Source organism: Achromobacter sp. 1L-A-4-B-C2 (assembly GCF_057291955.1).
Genome location: NZ_JBXAWP010000002.1, coordinates 601,141 through 616,700, shown reverse-complemented (window position 1 = coordinate 616,700; position 15,560 = coordinate 601,141). Strand labels below are relative to the sequence as shown.

Annotated in this window: 16 protein-coding genes and 1 pseudogene; 11 read left to right on the top strand and 6 right to left on the bottom strand. The window is 63.4% G+C overall.

Going from position 1 to position 15,560, the window contains the following annotated elements; all coding sequences use genetic code 11:
- Window positions 1–52 precede the first annotated feature (52 nt).
- Together AC0Z35_RS10190 and AC0Z35_RS10185 are read left to right on the top strand one after the other, a co-directional pair.
- On the top strand, window positions 53–1,141 hold the full coding sequence (locus tag AC0Z35_RS10190) for an alkene reductase (RefSeq protein ID WP_485131898.1): 1,089 nt from the start codon (window positions 53–55) through the stop codon (window positions 1,139–1,141).
- Between the two features lie 61 nt (window positions 1,142–1,202).
- Window positions 1,203–1,985, top strand: a complete 783-nt coding sequence (locus AC0Z35_RS10185; protein ID WP_485131897.1) for an SDR family NAD(P)-dependent oxidoreductase — start codon at window positions 1,203–1,205, stop codon at window positions 1,983–1,985.
- Window positions 1,986–2,074: 89 nt separating this feature from the next.
- Here AC0Z35_RS10185 and AC0Z35_RS10180 read toward each other — a convergent pair whose 3' ends face one another.
- From AC0Z35_RS10180 to AC0Z35_RS10170, 3 genes are all read right to left on the bottom strand, one after another.
- The gene (locus AC0Z35_RS10180; protein WP_104143743.1) at window positions 2,075–2,347 is read right to left on the bottom strand and encodes a hypothetical protein; all 273 of its coding nucleotides are present in this window, start codon (window positions 2,345–2,347) and stop codon (window positions 2,075–2,077) included.
- Between the two features lie 75 nt (window positions 2,348–2,422).
- A complete protein-coding gene (locus AC0Z35_RS10175; RefSeq protein WP_104143745.1) occupies window positions 2,423–2,827 on the bottom strand; it encodes an Hsp20/alpha crystallin family protein in 405 nt (134 codons plus the stop codon).
- 29 nt (window positions 2,828–2,856) lie between these two features.
- A complete protein-coding gene (locus tag AC0Z35_RS10170) occupies window positions 2,857–3,297 on the bottom strand; it encodes an Hsp20/alpha crystallin family protein (protein ID WP_046805876.1) in 441 nt (146 codons plus the stop codon).
- A gap of 328 nt (window positions 3,298–3,625) precedes the next feature.
- Here AC0Z35_RS10170 and AC0Z35_RS10165 point away from each other — a divergent pair, with 328 nt between their 5' ends.
- The 3 genes from AC0Z35_RS10165 to groL all read left to right on the top strand — a co-directional run bounded on the left by AC0Z35_RS10165 (window position 3,626) and on the right by groL (window position 6,399).
- The gene (locus AC0Z35_RS10165; RefSeq protein WP_485131896.1) at window positions 3,626–4,261 is read left to right on the top strand and encodes a diguanylate cyclase; all 636 of its coding nucleotides are present in this window, start codon (window positions 3,626–3,628) and stop codon (window positions 4,259–4,261) included.
- A gap of 140 nt (window positions 4,262–4,401) precedes the next feature.
- The gene (locus AC0Z35_RS10160; protein WP_219992338.1) at window positions 4,402–4,719 is read left to right on the top strand and encodes a co-chaperone GroES; all 318 of its coding nucleotides are present in this window, start codon (window positions 4,402–4,404) and stop codon (window positions 4,717–4,719) included.
- Between the two features lie 57 nt (window positions 4,720–4,776).
- Window positions 4,777–6,399: a chaperonin GroEL gene (gene groL / locus AC0Z35_RS10155; protein ID WP_120155201.1), complete on the top strand. Its 1,623-nt coding sequence runs from the start codon at window positions 4,777–4,779 to the stop codon at window positions 6,397–6,399.
- Window positions 6,400–6,599: 200 nt separating this feature from the next.
- Here groL and AC0Z35_RS10150 read toward each other — a convergent pair whose 3' ends face one another.
- Entirely contained in the window at window positions 6,600–8,213 is a 1,614-nt protein-coding gene (locus AC0Z35_RS10150; RefSeq protein WP_485131895.1) for an NAD(P)/FAD-dependent oxidoreductase, read from the bottom strand.
- Window positions 8,214–8,274: 61 nt separating this feature from the next.
- The gene (locus AC0Z35_RS10145) at window positions 8,275–9,312 is read right to left on the bottom strand and encodes an MBL fold metallo-hydrolase (protein WP_485131894.1); all 1,038 of its coding nucleotides are present in this window, start codon (window positions 9,310–9,312) and stop codon (window positions 8,275–8,277) included.
- 156 nt (window positions 9,313–9,468) lie between these two features.
- On the opposite strand from AC0Z35_RS10145, the gene AC0Z35_RS10140 reads away from it, so the two are divergent.
- From AC0Z35_RS10140 to AC0Z35_RS10130, 3 genes and pseudogenes are all read left to right on the top strand, one after another.
- On the top strand, window positions 9,469–10,086 hold the full coding sequence (locus AC0Z35_RS10140; RefSeq protein ID WP_485131893.1) for a TetR/AcrR family transcriptional regulator: 618 nt from the start codon (window positions 9,469–9,471) through the stop codon (window positions 10,084–10,086).
- A gap of 93 nt (window positions 10,087–10,179) precedes the next feature.
- Window positions 10,180–10,425, top strand: a complete 246-nt coding sequence (locus AC0Z35_RS10135) for an AbrB/MazE/SpoVT family DNA-binding domain-containing protein (RefSeq protein ID WP_485131892.1) — start codon at window positions 10,180–10,182, stop codon at window positions 10,423–10,425.
- A 19-nt stretch (window positions 10,426–10,444) separates the two neighbouring features.
- Window positions 10,445–10,600, top strand: a pseudogene (locus tag AC0Z35_RS10130) (VapC toxin family PIN domain ribonuclease); the annotation flags it as partial.
- Between the two features lie 62 nt (window positions 10,601–10,662).
- Here AC0Z35_RS10130 and AC0Z35_RS10125 read toward each other — a convergent pair.
- Entirely contained in the window at window positions 10,663–11,295 is a 633-nt protein-coding gene (locus tag AC0Z35_RS10125) for a hypothetical protein (protein ID WP_485131891.1), read from the bottom strand.
- Window positions 11,296–11,623: 328 nt separating this feature from the next.
- On the opposite strand from AC0Z35_RS10125, the gene AC0Z35_RS10120 reads away from it, so the two are divergent.
- Genes AC0Z35_RS10120 through AC0Z35_RS10110 form a run of 3 tightly spaced genes read left to right on the top strand, consistent with a single transcriptional unit; the run spans window position 11,624 to window position 15,448 of the window.
- Window positions 11,624–12,337 carry a gluconate 2-dehydrogenase subunit 3 family protein gene (locus AC0Z35_RS10120; protein ID WP_046805883.1) on the top strand — a complete coding sequence of 238 codons (714 nt, stop codon included), beginning with the start codon at window positions 11,624–11,626 and terminating at the stop codon, window positions 12,335–12,337.
- 6 nt (window positions 12,338–12,343) lie between these two features.
- The gene (locus AC0Z35_RS10115) at window positions 12,344–14,119 is read left to right on the top strand and encodes a GMC family oxidoreductase (RefSeq protein ID WP_046805884.1); all 1,776 of its coding nucleotides are present in this window, start codon (window positions 12,344–12,346) and stop codon (window positions 14,117–14,119) included.
- A 12-nt stretch (window positions 14,120–14,131) separates the two neighbouring features.
- Complete coding sequence (locus AC0Z35_RS10110) at window positions 14,132–15,448, top strand: c-type cytochrome (protein WP_046805885.1); 1,317 nt, start codon at window positions 14,132–14,134, stop codon at window positions 15,446–15,448.
- The last annotated feature ends 112 nt before the right edge of the window (window positions 15,449–15,560 follow it).

Below are 15,560 nucleotides of genomic sequence, written 5' to 3'. Positions count from 1 at the left end.
CAAGGCCACCGCCTTGCGCACCGCAATCAACCCCTATTTATGGAACCCGACCATGACCGACAACGCTTTGTTCCAGCCCTACACCTTGGGAACCCTGACGCTTTCCAACCGCATCGTGATGGCGCCGCTGACGCGCAATCGCGCCGAAGCGGGCTTTGTGCCCAGCCGCCATGCCGCGACGTATTACGCCCAGCGCGATTCGGCGGGTTTGTTGATTGCCGAGGCGACGCAGATCTCGCAGCAAGGGCAGGGGTATCAGGACACGCCGGGTATTTACACGGCAGCGCAGGTCGAAGGCTGGCAGCAAGTGACGCAGGCCGTGCATGCCAAGGGCGGCAAGATATTCCTTCAGCTGTGGCATGTGGGCCGCGTGTCGCACGTGGACCTGCAAGAGAACGGCGCCGCGCCGGTCGCGCCGTCCGCCATCCGCGCCGAGACCAAGACGTTTGTCAACAATGGCTTTGAGCCGGTGTCGATGCCGCGCGCCTTGGCGCTGGACGAGCTGCCCGGCATCGTCGACGACTTTCGCCAAGCAGCCGCGAACGCCATTGCGGCGGGTTTCGATGGCGTGGAAATCCACGGCGCCAACGGCTATCTGCTTGAGCAATTCGCCAAGGACGGCGCGAACCATCGCGACGACGCGTACGGCGGTTCGGTGCAGAACCGTGCGCGGCTGTTGTTGGAGGTGACGCAGGCGGTGGCCAACGAGGTGGGCGCCGACCGTACCGGCGTGCGCATTTCGCCGGTGTCGCCGGCCAACGGCATTACTTGCAGCGACCCGCAGGCGCAGTACGACTACATCGCTGACCAGCTCAATGCGTTGGGCGTGATCTACCTGCACGTGGTGGAGGGCGCGACGGGCGGGCCGCGTGATGTGGCGCCGTTCGACTACGGTTCGCTGCGCAGGCGCTTTACGAACACCTATATCGCCAACAACGGCTATTCGCTGGACCTGGCCGCCACCCAGCTTGCCCAGGGTCATGCAGACCTGTTTGCATTCGGCCGTCCGTTCATCGCCAACCCCGATCTGGTGCAGCGCCTGAAGACGGGCGCTGCGCTGGCGCAGCTGGACCCCGCCACGCTGTATGGCGGCGGCGCACAAGGCTATATCGACTACCCGGCGCTGGCCGACGCGCGCTGATTGGCGGGCTATCGCCGTTTTCGCGGCGTGCCATCCGCGGACTTACAACGAGAACTGCAAAATGAATTCCTCTACTGTTTTGATTACCGGCGCGTCGTCGGGCATAGGCGCAACCTATGCCGAGCGCTTTGCGCGGCGCGGCCACGACCTGGTGCTGGTGGCGCGCGACCTGACCCGGCTGGAGACGCTGGCTGCGCGATTGCGGCAGGACCATGGCGTGGCGGTTGACGTGCTGGCGGCCGACCTGACGCGCAATGACGACATTGAAGCCGTCGAGGCCAGGCTGCGCGATGATGCCCGCATCCAGATCCTGATCAACAACGCGGGCGCTGCGCAGACCGGCAACTTTGTGGCGCAGACGCCCCAGGCGGCCGGCCAATTGGTGGCGCTGAACACGACCGCGCCCACGCGGCTGGCCAGCGCCATCGCGCCGCGGCTGGTGCAGGCCGGCACCGGCGCCATCGTGAATGTGGGGTCGGTGGTGGGCTTCATGCCGCAGTTCGGCATGGCGGTGTATGGCGCCACCAAAGCCTATATGTTGTTCTTGTCGCAGGCCTTGCATGAAGAGCTGGCGCCCGCCGGCGTCTATGTGCAGGCGGTGCTGCCCGCCGCCACGCGCACCGAGATCTGGCAACGCGCGGGCATCGATATCAATGCGCTGCCGGAAGTGATGGACGTGGGTGAATTGGTGGATGCGGCGCTGGTCGGATTCGACCGCCGCGAGACGGTGACGATCCCGCCGCTGCACGAGGCGTCGCGCTGGGATGCCCTGGACGGGGCGCGCCAAGCGCTGTTGGGCGACATCAAGATGGCCAGCGCGGCCGCGCGCTATCAGGCAGCCTGAGGCGACGATGGGCGGGCGTCGGTGCCGACATGCCCGCCCATCTTTGCGATCGTGGGTGCGCAAGCGACGTCTTGGTGCCCCAGCCAAGGCTATTGAAGCATCGGCGCGCCCAGTCCGATCGCGCCCGTGTTGATCAGCCGTTGCAGATACTGCGTGCCTTCGCGCAACGCCTCGGCGGGGGTTTCCCAGGGCGTGTGCGGGCACGGCATGCACCAGTCAACCAGGATGTCGGTGCATCGCACCACCTGCACCAGCGAAATGAAACCGGCCGGCAACGCGCCTGGTTTTTCCAGCGCGCGCAACGGGATGGCACGTACGCTAAGGACGTAGCCGCGATACTGCGTGATGACGGAATGCTCCATAAGGCCTCCCCCACATGGTGGCTAAAACGCGAAGGCGCCCGGCATACACCGGGCGCAACGTTTCAAGCCTGCCGATCAAGTCACGGTGACAGAGATCTTGCGGGGCTGCGCCTCGCGCAGTCGCGGAATCTGCAAGGTCAGCACGCCGTGCTTCAAGTTGGCGGTGATGTTGTCCTTGTCCAGATCGTGGCCCAGCGTGAAGCTGCGGCGGAACAGCGGTTCGCGCAGTTCGTTATGCACCAGCCGCACCTCGGCCGGCACCTGCACCGCGGCTTCGCCTTCGATCAGCAATTCGTTCGACTGCACCTTGATCGACAGCCTGTCCTTGGACACGCCGGGCAGGTCGGCCAAGAGCGTAATGCCCGTGGCGTTCTCGTAGATGTCCACGGCGGGCAGGGTGGCGGGGCGGTTGGTGTCGTCAGCGACCTTGGCCAGGGATTCCGAGCCGCGCGTGGCGGCTAGTTGGTTGCGTTCTTCCATGATGATCCTCCTGTGTCGTCGGCCAGTGTTCATTGGATGGAAATCAAACGCGGCTTGGCGGACTCGCGTTTGCCGATCGAAATGCAAAGGCAGCCGTCGGTGTAGCGCGCCTGGATGTTCTCTGGATCGGCGTCGGCAGGCAGTTCCACCACGCGGCTGAATCGGCCGCGCGCGCGTTCGCGTGCATACAGGGTGGTTTGCCCGGAAGGTTCTTCTTCGCGGCGTTCACCCGAAATGGTCAGCAGGCCTTTTTCCATGGTGACTTCAAGCGCGTCCGGGTCTACGCCGGGCACAAACGCCACGACTTCAATCGAGTCAGCGCACGCGCCTACGTTCACGGGCGGAAAGTCGCCGCGCGCCGTGGACCGCAGGTTGGAAGGCGCGGTCGAGGATCGCAGGATTTTGTCCAGCTGTTGCAGGGTGTCCAGGGCGGAACTGATGCCGCTATCGAAAAATGGATAAGTTGCCATGTTCGTCTCCCGATAAGGTCTGGTTCAGACGGGCGTAGGGCTTGGCGGCATGGGGTGTCTACGCTGCGCTGCCCCGCCATAGCGCAAATGTGGCATCGGGTTTGCGGGTTTCAAGAGAGGGGGCGATTGAATTCTTCAATCAAGGCGGCGGGAAAAATTGCGGATTTTTAGCGCGGGTGGTGGCCCGCGGGCGGCGTTGAACGGCCGTGGCACGATGCGCCTTTCCCCGCCGGTTGAGCGCCCTGTGAAGACGCGATAAATTCATTCGACACGTTGGTTCGATGGGCATGACCCCACGCGAAATCCGCTTTTGGCAAACGGAGATCCCATGGACATATTCACGACTATCCACACGCACATCGCCGCGCTGGGCCTGCCGCTGTATGCGGTCAGCGCCAGCGCGGTGCAAAAGGCAGACACCCCCATTTTGTTGACGCTGCACTGGCATGGCTTCAAGCCTGACCGGACGGCGATTGCACAGCCGCTGCGTTCGGTGGCGGCGTCGGCCTTGCAGTTGAATCAGCGCTGGAACCACTACGCCGAAATCGACGAAGCCGTGCTCGAAGCCGGATGGCGCTTGGGCGCCTGGGACGTGGAACGCGTGGCGCATCCCGGTTGGTGCCGCCTGAATGCGCCGCTGGAAGAAGCCGTGGCTTGCCGTCGGGCGTTTGCCGACTATTCCGATCTGCCCGGCGGGCAGGAACGCGTAGCGCTTGAGGCGCCGGACCATTCGGCGCTGATGGAGCTGGCCGCGCGCAAGGGATATCTGCGCTGGATGTTCCGGCCGCGCAAGAACGGCATCTGGAATCAGACCGACGCGGATGACGCCACGGTGGACGCCGAGGGCGGCCGTACGCAACCCTGTCCCGTGCATGCCGCGCCCGCCGCCAAGCTGCAAAAGCGCGTGACCTTTCGTCTGGGAAAGGCGGTCGGCATCTGGGTCTGCGGTGATGTACGTCGGTGATGCACGTCGGTGATGCACGTCTCTGATGCAATTTGATTCAATTTGCGGGTCTTGAACTTGCGCGGCCCCGCCCATAAATCCTGATGCGCGCCCGCGAAGGCGCAGTGTTTGGTGATCTGAATTGTTCAGGAGATTGAGTCATGAAGATCCGTCCCCTCTATGACCGGGTAATCGTCAAGCGCATCGAACAGGAACGCAAGACCGCATCCGGCATCGTGATTCCCGATTCCGCGGCGGAAAAGCCCGAGCAGGGCGAAGTCGTGGCGGTCGGTACCGGCAAGGTCGGTCGCGACGGCGCCGTGCAGAAGTTGCAACTTAAAGTGGGTGACCACGTCCTGTTCGGAAAATACGCCGGGCAGACCGTCAAGGTCGACGGCCAGGAACTCTTGGTCATGCGCGAAGACGACGTGCTGGCGGTGCTGGAACCCACGCGCGACACGTTCAAGAAAGCGGCATAACGCGCTTGCCCGAGCCGCTATCAGGAATCTACCCAAGAAATAGCAGGAGCCTTAGAAATGAGTGCCAAGGACATTCAATTTCACGATAACGCGCGCGCCCGCGTGGTAAAGGGCGTCAACATTCTGGCCGACGCCGTCAAGGTCACGCTGGGTCCGAAGGGCCGGAACGTGCTGCTGGAACGCAGCTTCGGCGCGCCCACCATCACGAAGGACGGCGTGTCTGTCGCCAAGGAAATCGAGCTGAAGGACAAGTTCGAAAACATGGGTGCGCAGATCGTCAAGCAAGTGGCCTCGAAGACGGCCGACGTGGCAGGCGACGGCACCACCACCGCCACCGTGCTGGCGCAGGCCATCGTGCAAGAGGGCATGAAGTATGTGGCCTCGGGCATGAACCCCATGGACCTGAAGCGGGGCGTGGACCAGGCGGTGCAGGCGGTGGTGGACAAGCTGAAGGATCTTTCCAAACCCATCTCGACCAGCAAGGAAATTGCGCAGGTCGCGTCCTTGTCGGCCAATTCCGACGAGACCATCGGCCAGATCATCGCCAAGGCCATGGACAAGGTGGGCCGCGAGGGCGTCATCACGGTGGAAGACGGCAAGTCGCTGGACAACGAACTGGATGTGGTCGAGGGCATGCAGTTCGACCGCGGCTACCTCAGCCCGTATTTCGTGACCGACCCCGAGAAGCAGGTGGCGCAGCTGGATGAGCCGCTGGTGCTGCTGCATGACAAAAAGATCTCGAACATTCGCGATCTGCTGCCGGTGCTGGAAATTGCCGCCAAGGCGGGCAAGCCGTTGATGATCGTGGCCGAGGATGTGGACGGTGAAGCGCTGGCCACCTTGGTCGTGAACTCGATTCGCGGCGTGCTGAAGGTGGTGGCGGTCAAGGCCCCCGGCTTTGGCGACCGCCGCCGCGCGATGCTGGAAGATATCGCCATCCTGACGGGCGCCACGGTGATCTCGGACGAGACCGGCATGCAGCTGGAAAAGACCACGCTGGAACAACTGGGCAACGCGCAGCGCGTCGAGGTCCGCAAAGAAGAGTCGGTCATCATCGGCGGCGCGGGCAAACAGGCGGACATCCAGGCGCGCGTGGCGGTCCTGCGCAAACAGGCGGACGAGGCCACCAGCGACTACGACCGCGAAAAGCTCCAGGAGCGCGTGGCGAAGCTGGCGGGCGGGGTGGCGGTCATCAAGGTGGGCGCCGCGACCGAGGTCGAGATGAAAGAGAAGAAGGACCGCGTGGACGACGCGCTGCACGCCACGCGCGCGGCCGTCGAAGAGGGCATTGTGCCCGGGGGCGGCGTGGCGTTGCTGCGGGCGCGCACGGCCATTCACGGCTTGAAGGGCGCCAACGCCGATCAGGACGCCGGCATCCGCATCGTGTTGCGCGCGCTGGAGGCGCCGTTGCGCGCCATCGTCACGAACGCCGGCGACGAGCCCTCGGTGATTGTAGCCAAGGTGCTGGAAGGCAAGGGCAACTACGGCTATGACGCCGCCACCGGCAACTATGGCGACCTGGTGGACCTGGGCGTGGTCGACCCGACCAAGGTGACGCGCACCGCGTTGCAGAACGCGGCGTCTATCGCGGGCCTGATCCTGACCACCGACGCCACCGTGGCGCAGCTGCCGGAGGAGTCCAAGGCACCCGCCGCGCCCACGCCTGAGATGTCGTTCTAAGGGGGATCGGGGTGCCCACCCCGATTCAGTGCGAAAAAAGGGCGCCGGGCAGCAAGGTCAACCTTGCCGTCTGGCGCCCTTTGTCGTGGGGGCTTTGACGTGCGGGGGGGCTTTGGCTCGGAGGGCTTAGCTATCCGGCCTTAGCTTTGGCTATTCGGCCTTAGCTTTGGCTATTCGGCCTCAGCCTTGGCTATTCGTTCTCAGCCTTGGCGGCCCATGATGCTTAGCGCCACGGCTTCGGCAATCTTGATGCCGTCCACGCCCGCCGACAAGATTCCGCCCGCATAACCGGCGCCTTCGCCGGCCGGGAACAATCCCTTGGTATTCAGGCTTTGCAGCGTGTCGTTGTCGCGCTTGATGCGCACGGGCGACGACGTGCGCGTTTCCACGCCGGTCAGCACGGCGTCGTGCATGCCGAAGCCCTTGATGGTCTTGTCGAACGCGGGCAGCGCTTCGCGGATGGCCGTGATGGCAAAGTCGGGTAGCGCGGTGGCCAGGTCGGTCAGGTGCACGCCGGGCGTGTACGACGGCAGCACGGACCCGAATTCCGTGGACGCCTTGCCCGCGATGAAGTCGCCCACCAACTGGCCGGGCGCGCTGTACGTTTCGCCGCCCAGCACAAAGGCCTGCGATTCCCACTTGCGCTGGAAGTCCACGCCGGCCAGCACGTGTTCCGGGTAGTCTTCTTCGGGCGAAATCCCGACCACGATGCCGGCGTTGGCATTGCGTTCATTGCGCGAATACTGGCTCATGCCGTTGGTGACGACGCGGTTCGGCTCCGACGTGGCGGCCACCACCGTGCCGCCCGGGCACATGCAAAAGCTATAGACCGACCGCCCGTTGCTGGCGTGATGCACCAGCTTGTAATCGGCCGCGCCCAGGATGGGGTGGCCGGCGCTGGGGCCAAAGCGCGCCTTGTCGATCAGCGACTGCGGGTGTTCGATACGGAAGCCGATCGAGAAAGGCTTGGCTTCCATGAACACGCCTTGCTCGTGCAGCATCTGGAACGTGTCGCGCGCGCTGTGGCCGATGGCCAGCACCACGTGGTCGGCTTCGATGTGCTCGCCACTGGCCAGCGTGACGCCGGTGACCTGGCCGTTTTCGCGATGCAGCGTTTCCACCTTGCTGGAAAATCGCACTTCGCCGCCCAACTTGGTAATGGTGTCGCGCATGACTTCCACCATGCCCACCAGCCGGAACGTGCCGATGTGCGGCTTGCTGACGTACAGGATTTCTTCCGGTGCGCCGGCCAGCACGAATTCCTTCAGGACTTTTTCGCCGTAGTGCTTGGGGTCTTTGATCTGGCTGTACAGCTTGCCGTCCGAAAACGTGCCCGCGCCGCCTTCGCCGAACTGTACGTTGGACTCGGGGTTCAAGATGCGCTTGCGCCACAGGCCCCAGGTGTCCTTGGTGCGTTCCCGCACCGCCTTGCCGCGTTCCAGAATGATGGGCTTGAACCCCATCTGCGCCAGCACCAGGCCGGCGAACAGGCCACAGGGGCCGGTGCCGATGACGATGGGGCGCTTGGTCAGCGTGGCGGGCGCCTGGGCGACGAATTTGTATTCGGTGTCGGGCGTAGGCTTGACGTGGCGGTCGTCATGAAAGCGCGCAAGCAGCGCGGCCTCGTTTTCCACGTCGATATCCAGCGTGTAGGTCAGCAGGATATTGTGCTTTTTGCGCGCGTCGTAACTGCGCAAAAAAATGGTGAAGCCATGCAGGTCGCTGGCCGGTATGCCCAGTTTCTTGAGAATCGCGGCGGGCAATTCCTCGGGCGTGTGGTTCAACGGCAGCTTGATTTCGGTCAGTCGCAACATGCTTCGGGTCCAGAAGGTGGGCGATCACAACGTCGCCAAACGCGGGATTGTACTGGAGCGATCAGGCGGCGGCGTCGCCGATTCGCCACCAGGGGGAACCCACCTCCGGGGTCTCTATCGCCACCCGGTCCCCCATGACCGGCGTCGTCAGCGCGACGCCTTTGGCCGCTGCCAGCGCGGCAATGCGTTCAAACGGGTCTTCCCATGGGTGCAGCGCCAGATCGAATGTGCCGTTATGAATGGGCAGCAACCAGCGGCCGCGCAGGTCCAGGTGGGCTTGCAGGGTTTCTTCGGGCTGCATGTGTACGAAGGCCCAGCGCTTGTCATAGGCGCCGGTTTCCATCAGCGTCAGGTCAAAGGGGCCGTAGGTGTCGCCGATGGTTTTGAAGCCGTCGAAGTAGCCGCTGTCGCCGCTGAAGAAGACGCGCAGGTCGGCGTCCTGGATGACCCACGAGGCCCACAGGCTGCGGTCGGAGTCGGTCAGGCCGCGTCCCGAAAAGTGCTGGGCCGGCGTGGCGGTTAGCCGAAGGCCGTCGACGTCGGTGGATTGCCACCAGTCCAGTTGTTCGACGCGCGCCGGGTCCACGCCCCAGGCGATCAGTTGGTCGCCCACGCCCAAGGGGGTGATGAAGCGGGCGGTCTTGGCGGCCAGCTTGTCGATGGCGGCGCGGTCCAGGTGGTCGTAGTGGTTGTGCGACAGGATCACGCCGGCAATGGGCGGCAGGTCTTCGATGGAAATGGGCGGGGCGTGAAAGCGCGCGGGGCCGGCCCATTGCACGGGCGAGGCGCGCTTGGAGAACACCGGGTCGGTCAGCCAGAAGCGGCCGCGCAGTTTCAAGAGAATGGTGGAGTGGCCCAGGCGGTACAGGCTGCGGTCGGGCGCGGCTTGCAGGTCGGCCAGGGTGAGGGGGCGCACGGGAATGGCTTGCTCGGGGACCGTGCCACGGGGCTTGGCGAAGAAGAACGTCCACATCAGTTTCACGCCTTGCCAGAAGCCCAGCGACGGGCGCGGCAAGGGGTTTCTAAAACGGCCCTCGTGGTGTTGGGGCGACTGCGGATAGCGGGGCTGGGCAGTGGGGCAGGAGGTGAGGGCGGTCACGGCGGGTTCCAGGGGGCAAAAAATTACACTGCGCAGTGTAGTTTTGTTTTTCTGAAAAGTACACCGATCAGTGTAAAATTTTTCGCACTCCGATCCGCGCATTCCGTCCGCGTATTCCGTCCGCCTATTCCACCTTCCAAAAAGCCGAGCCTGTTCATGTCCAGCCCCCCGACCCGCCTCACTGACCGCAAACGCCAAGCCATCGTGCGCGCGGCGGTGGAAGAGTTTCGGTCGGCCGGGTTTGAGGCCACCAGCATGGATCGCATCGCGGCGGCGGCGGGGGTTTCCAAGCGCACCGTCTACAACCATTTCCCCAGCAAGGAAACGCTGTTCTCGCTGATTCTTGAAGAGCTCTGGGCCACCATTGCGGACAGCGTTTCGCTGGCCTATCAGCCCGACGTGGCGCTGGATCAGCAGTTGCGGCAGCTGCTGATGCAAAAGCTGGACCTGCTGGCGGACCCCAACTTCATCGATCTGGCGCGCGTGGCCATGGCCGAAATCATCCATTCCCCCGAACGCGCCCAGGCCATCGTGTGCCGCATGGGCGAAAAAGAGGGCGGCGAAACGGCGTGGATACGCGCGGCGATCCAGGACGGGCGGCTAATGGACGTGGACCCCGAGTTCGCCGGCCACCAGTTGCAGGGGCTGGTCAAAAGCTTCGCGTTCTGGCCGCAAGTCACGCTGGGGCAACCGCCATTGAGCGCCACCGAGCGTAAGCGCGTGGCGGATTCGGCGGTGGAGATGTTCCTGGGGTGCTACGCGCGGCGCGGATGACAGGGCGCATAGGGTTGCTGCAATCCGATGGCGCAGCCTTGCGCAAGCGCGTGCCTTACATTTTGGTAAGGCACACTTCCAAGGAGCCAGCCAATGCCTTCCGCCACCTTGACTTCCAAGGGCCAGATCACCATTCCGGTCGATGTACGGAACCATCTGGGCTTGCCGACTGGCGATAGAATCGAGTTTGTTCTAAACGAGGCAAGCGGCCGTTACGAAATGGTGCCGGCAACGTACTCGGTTACGGCGCTCAAAGGCATCATCGCGAAACCACGCAAACCCGTCACGATTCAAGAGATGAACGACGCGATCGCCGAGCAGGGCAAGTCAGCGCGATGATCGGCCTGGATACCAATGCGAGACGGTATGGAAGGCAGTGCGTTTGTACGCCGCCTCCACAGCGGATTTTGCAGATTGTCTGATCGAGCGCACCGGACACGAGGCGCTGTGTGAATACACGGCGACGTTTGACGTGAAGGCGGCAAAAGCCACCGGCATGCGCCTGATCAAATAGTCCGTGCGTGATGCATTGGCGGACGCAAAGCACTCGTGTCGTGTTGCGCGACGGCAATCGCCCTAAAACACATTCAACGCCCGCGCCACCCAAAGCGCCAAGCCCACGGCGATGCCGATTAAAAGCGCGCGCCGCAGGCCGCCGCTTTTGGGCACGGCGCCGGGGGACGCGGCGGGGTCCATCTCGACGCGCGCGCCCTGCGCGGCGGCAGTGCTTGGGGGCCTGCCGGTTTCAGCGGCGTCCGGCGCGTCAGCCACCGGCGCAGAGGTTGCCGCTATCGCACCCGCGCCATCACCGTCCGTCTCAATCGTAAACGCAGGTTTGCCAGTGCGCGCAACGTGATCACCCGGCATATCTTCAATCTGCACCCCGGCATTTTTCAGCATGTCCCACAGGCCTTTCATGCCTTCGCCGTCGCGCAGCGCCTCGATGCGTTCGCGGGTGGCGCGCGGAACCTCGTCCAGGCTGTCGTAGTGCCGGCCGTTGACGGTGACCGCGCCGTTGTCGATATCGACCTTGAAGGCTTCGCCGTTTTCCGTGCCGGCGTAGCTCCATTTTTCTTGAACGCTGACGCTGCCCGGCGCGCCGCCCAACAGTTCTTCGATGCTTGCCTGCTGCTCGGGCGTCAAGTTCGTTGTGGAACTCCAGCTGCGCGTTGTCGTCGAACTTTTCCAGATCTTGGTCTTGTCGTTCATGCCTGCCATCCGTGGTGTTCCATGCGCGGAATATACAGAATCCGTTCACCCAGTTGTCAGAAAAGCCCGCATTTTCGGACTTCTTACTTTGTCCTTAAAGCAAAAGACTTTTCCATGTCAAGAATTTTGATCTGATCCGCTCCAATGAGCAGATCAGATGCCTGAATAGGCGCATAATGCAGCACCTTCTCTTGCGTCCCCCATGAAGAGAAGGTTCAGCTTGTTTCTGTAAGTACAGAGCGTGTTGTCACTAGCTCGGCAGTTCGTGTTTCCAGGGTTCATGTTCGGTAGCGCGCTAGGACAACTTGGAAAATTCACGGAGATGTCTATGACAGATGATGCAAAGCCGCGTCGTCGGTTTCTTCAGGCGTTGGCTATCGTGCCGGCGTCGACATTGGCGGTTGGTGCACTGACCACCGGCTGTACCAACGCTGCGGACACCAAGACCGCCGCGCCCGCCAAGCCCTACGAGCCCACCTATTTCACCAAGCCCGAATGGGACTTCATCGTTGCCGCGGTGGATCACCTGATCCCCGCCGACCAATACGGTCCTGGTGCGATTGAAGCCGGTGTGCCCGAATTCATCGACCGTCAAATGGAAACGCCGTTCGGCCACGGCAAGCTCTGGTACATGCAGGGCCCGTTCCACACCGACCAGGTGCCTGAACTGGGCTATCAGCTGAACCAAAACCCGCGCGAGGTCTATCGCCACGGCATCGAAGCCTGCAATGCCTGGTGCGTGAAAACGCACGGCAAGGTGTATGCCGAGCTGGACAAGGCCTTGCAGGAACAGATCCTGAAAGACCTGCAAGGCAACAAGATCAAGCTGGAAACCGTTCCCGCATCGACCTTCTTCAGCTTCCTGCTTTCCAACACCAAAGAAGGCTTCTTTGCCGACCCGATCTACGGCGGCAACAAGAACATGGTGGGCTGGAAGATGGTGGGCTTTCCCGGCGCGCGCGCCGACTACATGGACTGGGCCGACCAGCCCAACGTCAAGTATCCCTATGGCCCCGTGTCGATCTCTGGGGAAAAGGGTTAATCAATCATGGCAATCAAGAAAGACAAAGTTGATGCGGTCCTGGTCGGGTTCGGCTGGACCGGCGCGATCCTGGGCCAAGAGCTGACCGAAGCCGGCCTGCACGTGCTGGCGCTGGAACGCGGCGGCATGCAGGACACCCCCAAGGACGCCGAATACCCCAAGGTGATCGACGAGCTGGCCTATTCGGTGCGTGGCAAGCTGTTCCAGGACCTGTCGAAAGAAACCGTGACCATCCGCCACGGCGTGGACGATGTGGCCGTGCCGTATCGGCAAAATGGTTCGTTCCTGCTGGGCACTGGCGTGGGCGGCGCGGGCTTCCACTGGAACGGCATGCACTACCGCGTGCTGCCCGAAGAACTGGAACTGCGCACGCGCTACGAAACGCGCTACGGCAAGAACTTCATCCCGGAAGGCATGACCATCCAGGACTTCGGCGTGACCTACGACGAACTGGAACCATACTTCTCCAAGTTCGAATACGTGTGCGGCACGTCGGGCAAGGCCGGCAACCTGAACGGCAAGATCGTGGAAGGCGGCAATCCGCTGGAAGGCAAGCGCAGCAAGGAATTTCCGCTGCCCCCGCTGACCACCACCTACGGCGCGCAGTTGTTTGAAAAGGCCGCGCGCGAAGTGGGCTTCAACCCGTATCCCGCGCCTGCCGCCAACGCGTCCGGCCCATACACCAACCCGTACGGCGTGCGCCTGGGCCCCTGTAATTTTTGCGGCTTCTGCGAAAACTACGGCTGCTACATGTATTCCAAGGCATCGCCGCAGACGACGATTCTGCCGGTGCTGCTGAAGAAGACCAACTTCGAACTGCGCACGCATTCGCAGGTCATCAAGGTCAATCTGGATTCGACCGGCAAGAAGGCCATCGGCGTGACGTATATCGACGCCCAGGGCCAAGAGATCGACCAGCCGGCCGACCTGGTGATCCTGTCGGCGTATCAAATGCACAACGTGCGTTTGCTGCTGCTGTCGGGTATCGGCAAGCCGTATGACCCCAAGACCAACGAAGGCGTGGTCGGCAAGAACTACGCCTACCAGATGAACGGCGCGGTCAACGTGCTGCTGCCCAAGGGCACGCAACTGAACCCCTTCGTGGGCACGGGCGCGGGCGGCGTCGGCATGGACGACCTGAACGGCGACCAATTCGATCACGGCCCGCTGGGTTTCGTGGGTGGCGCCAGCATTCGCCACGTGCGTTACGGCGGTCGTCCGATCAAGCAGACGCCCACCACGCCGGGCACGCCGTCGTGGGGCACGGCCTGGAAGGCCGGGGTGCAAGACGCGTACCAGCGCTTCATGACGATCGGCATCTCGGGCTCGGTGATGTCGTACCGCGACGCCTATCTGTCGCTGGACCCGACGTACAAGGATGCCTTCGGCCAACCGCTGCTGCGCATGACGTTCGACTGGCACGACAACGAATTCGACATGCTGGGCTACATGGGCAAGCGCATGGAAACCGTGGCCAAGGCCATGAATCCGGAAAAGCACTTCGTGGCGGTGCGCAAGAAGGGCGCGCGCTATGACACGCGCGTCTACCAAAGCACGCACAACACCGGCGGCGCGATCATGGGCTCGAACCCCAAGGAAAGCGTGGTCAACAAGTACCTGCAAAGCTGGGATGTGCCGAACGTGTTCGTGATGGGGGCCTGCGTGTTCCCGCAGAACATGGGCTACAACCCGACCGGGCTGGTGGGCGCCTTGGCCTATTGGGCCGCGCAGGCGATCCGCGATCAGTACTTGAAGAACCCCGGCCCGCTGGTCCAGGCATAAGGAGACGGAACAATGTTCAAGCAAACCATTGTTGCGGCCTTCTCGGCCCTGGTCGCCAGCGCCGCTTTCGCGGCGGACGGCACGCCGGCCTCGAACGACGCGCAGATGATCAAGCAGGGCGAATACCTGTCGCGCGCCGGCGATTGCATTGCCTGCCACACGGCTGGGGGCGGCAAGCCCTTTGCCGGCGGCCTGGGCATTGAATCGCCGCTTGGCACGATCTATTCGACCAACATCACGCCCGACAAAGAAACCGGCATCGGCAACTACACGTACGAGGACTTCGACCAGGCCGTGCGCCACGGCAAGGCCAAGGACGGCCATTCGCTGTATCCGGCCATGCCTTACACCGCCTACGCCAAGGTCACGCCCGAGGACGTCAAGGCGCTGTACGCGTACTTCATGCACGGGGTCGAGCCGGTCAAGCAGGAAAACAAGGACACGGATATTTCGTGGCCCATGTCGATGCGTTGGCCGCTGACGGTGTGGCGCTGGATGTTTGCGCCGGATGTCGTGAACGGCCCGGCCGCCAGCGACCTGAAGGGCGCGGACCGCGCGGCACTGCTGCGCGGCCAGTACCTGGTTGAAGGCCTGGGCCATTGCAGCACCTGCCACACCCCGCGCGGTTTTGCCTTGCAGGAAAAGGCGCTGAGCGACGCGGACGGCTCGGCCTTCCTGTCGGGCGGCGTGGTCGAAGGCTGGCTGGCCAAGAACCTGCGTGGCGACATGGTCGACGGCCTGGGCAGCTGGACCAAGGAAGACATCGCCGTCTTCCTGAAGTCCGGGCGCAACGGCCATTCGGCCGCGTTCGGCGGCATGGCACAGGTGGTGCAGGACAGCACGCAGCACCTGACCGATGACGACCTGAACGCCATCGCCGTGTATCTGAAGAGCTTGCCGCCGGTGAACAAGGACGCCGCCACCAAGCCCCTGGCCTATGACGAGACCGTGGCGCAAGCGCTGCGTACCGGCAAGGACAAGGGCGATGGCGCCATGGCCTTCCTGAACAACTGCGCGGCCTGCCATCGCAGCACGGGCAAGGGCTACACGGAAACGTTCCCGCAGTTGGCGCTGAGCTCGACGGTGAATTCGGCGGACCCCACGTCGCTGATCCACATCGTGCTCAAGGGCGCGCAGATGCCGGGCACGACGGCGGCCCCGACCGCCTACGCCATGCCGGGCTTTGACTGGCGCATGACCGACAAGGAAGTAGCCGACGTGGTGACCTTTGTGCGCTCCAGCTGGGGCAACAAGGGCGCGGCGGTCAGCGCGGCCGACGTAGCCAAGGTCCGCAAGGACGTCGGCGCGGCAGCGCAGCCGGCGCGCTAAGGCAGTGTGGGAAGTGGCCGCTTTTCGGAGCGGCCATTGACAACAAAGCGCGCCAGGCGCACTGTTGTGCCCATGCGCCAAACCCTGAACGCGTTCGCCGTGATTATTAGCC

Bases quoted from the DNA above. Each gene is read 5' to 3' on its own strand.
- AC0Z35_RS10125 (WP_485131891.1), bottom strand. From the start codon at position 11,295: ATGAACGACAAGACCAAGATCTGGAAAAGTTCGACGACAACGCGCAGC.
- AC0Z35_RS10185 (WP_485131897.1), top strand. From the start codon at position 1,203: ATGAATTCCTCTACTGTTTTGATTACCGGCGCGTCGTCGGGCATAGGC.
- AC0Z35_RS10160 (WP_219992338.1), top strand. From the start codon at position 4,402: ATGAAGATCCGTCCCCTCTATGACCGGGTAATCGTCAAGCGCATCGAA.
- AC0Z35_RS10165 (WP_485131896.1), top strand. From the start codon at position 3,626: ATGGACATATTCACGACTATCCACACGCACATCGCCGCGCTGGGCCTG.
- AC0Z35_RS10115 (WP_046805884.1), top strand. From the start codon at position 12,344: ATGGCAATCAAGAAAGACAAAGTTGATGCGGTCCTGGTCGGGTTCGGC.
- AC0Z35_RS10190 (WP_485131898.1), top strand. From the start codon at position 53: ATGACCGACAACGCTTTGTTCCAGCCCTACACCTTGGGAACCCTGACG.
- AC0Z35_RS10140 (WP_485131893.1), top strand. From the start codon at position 9,469: ATGTCCAGCCCCCCGACCCGCCTCACTGACCGCAAACGCCAAGCCATC.
- AC0Z35_RS10175 (WP_104143745.1), bottom strand. From the start codon at position 2,827: ATGGAAGAACGCAACCAACTAGCCGCCACGCGCGGCTCGGAATCCCTG.
- AC0Z35_RS10180 (WP_104143743.1), bottom strand. From the start codon at position 2,347: ATGGAGCATTCCGTCATCACGCAGTATCGCGGCTACGTCCTTAGCGTA.
- AC0Z35_RS10170 (WP_046805876.1), bottom strand. From the start codon at position 3,297: ATGGCAACTTATCCATTTTTCGATAGCGGCATCAGTTCCGCCCTGGAC.
- groL (WP_120155201.1), top strand. From the start codon at position 4,777: ATGAGTGCCAAGGACATTCAATTTCACGATAACGCGCGCGCCCGCGTG.
- AC0Z35_RS10135 (WP_485131892.1), top strand. From the start codon at position 10,180: ATGCCTTCCGCCACCTTGACTTCCAAGGGCCAGATCACCATTCCGGTC.
- AC0Z35_RS10120 (WP_046805883.1), top strand. From the start codon at position 11,624: ATGACAGATGATGCAAAGCCGCGTCGTCGGTTTCTTCAGGCGTTGGCT.
- AC0Z35_RS10150 (WP_485131895.1), bottom strand. From the start codon at position 8,213: ATGTTGCGACTGACCGAAATCAAGCTGCCGTTGAACCACACGCCCGAG.
- AC0Z35_RS10110 (WP_046805885.1), top strand. From the start codon at position 14,132: ATGTTCAAGCAAACCATTGTTGCGGCCTTCTCGGCCCTGGTCGCCAGC.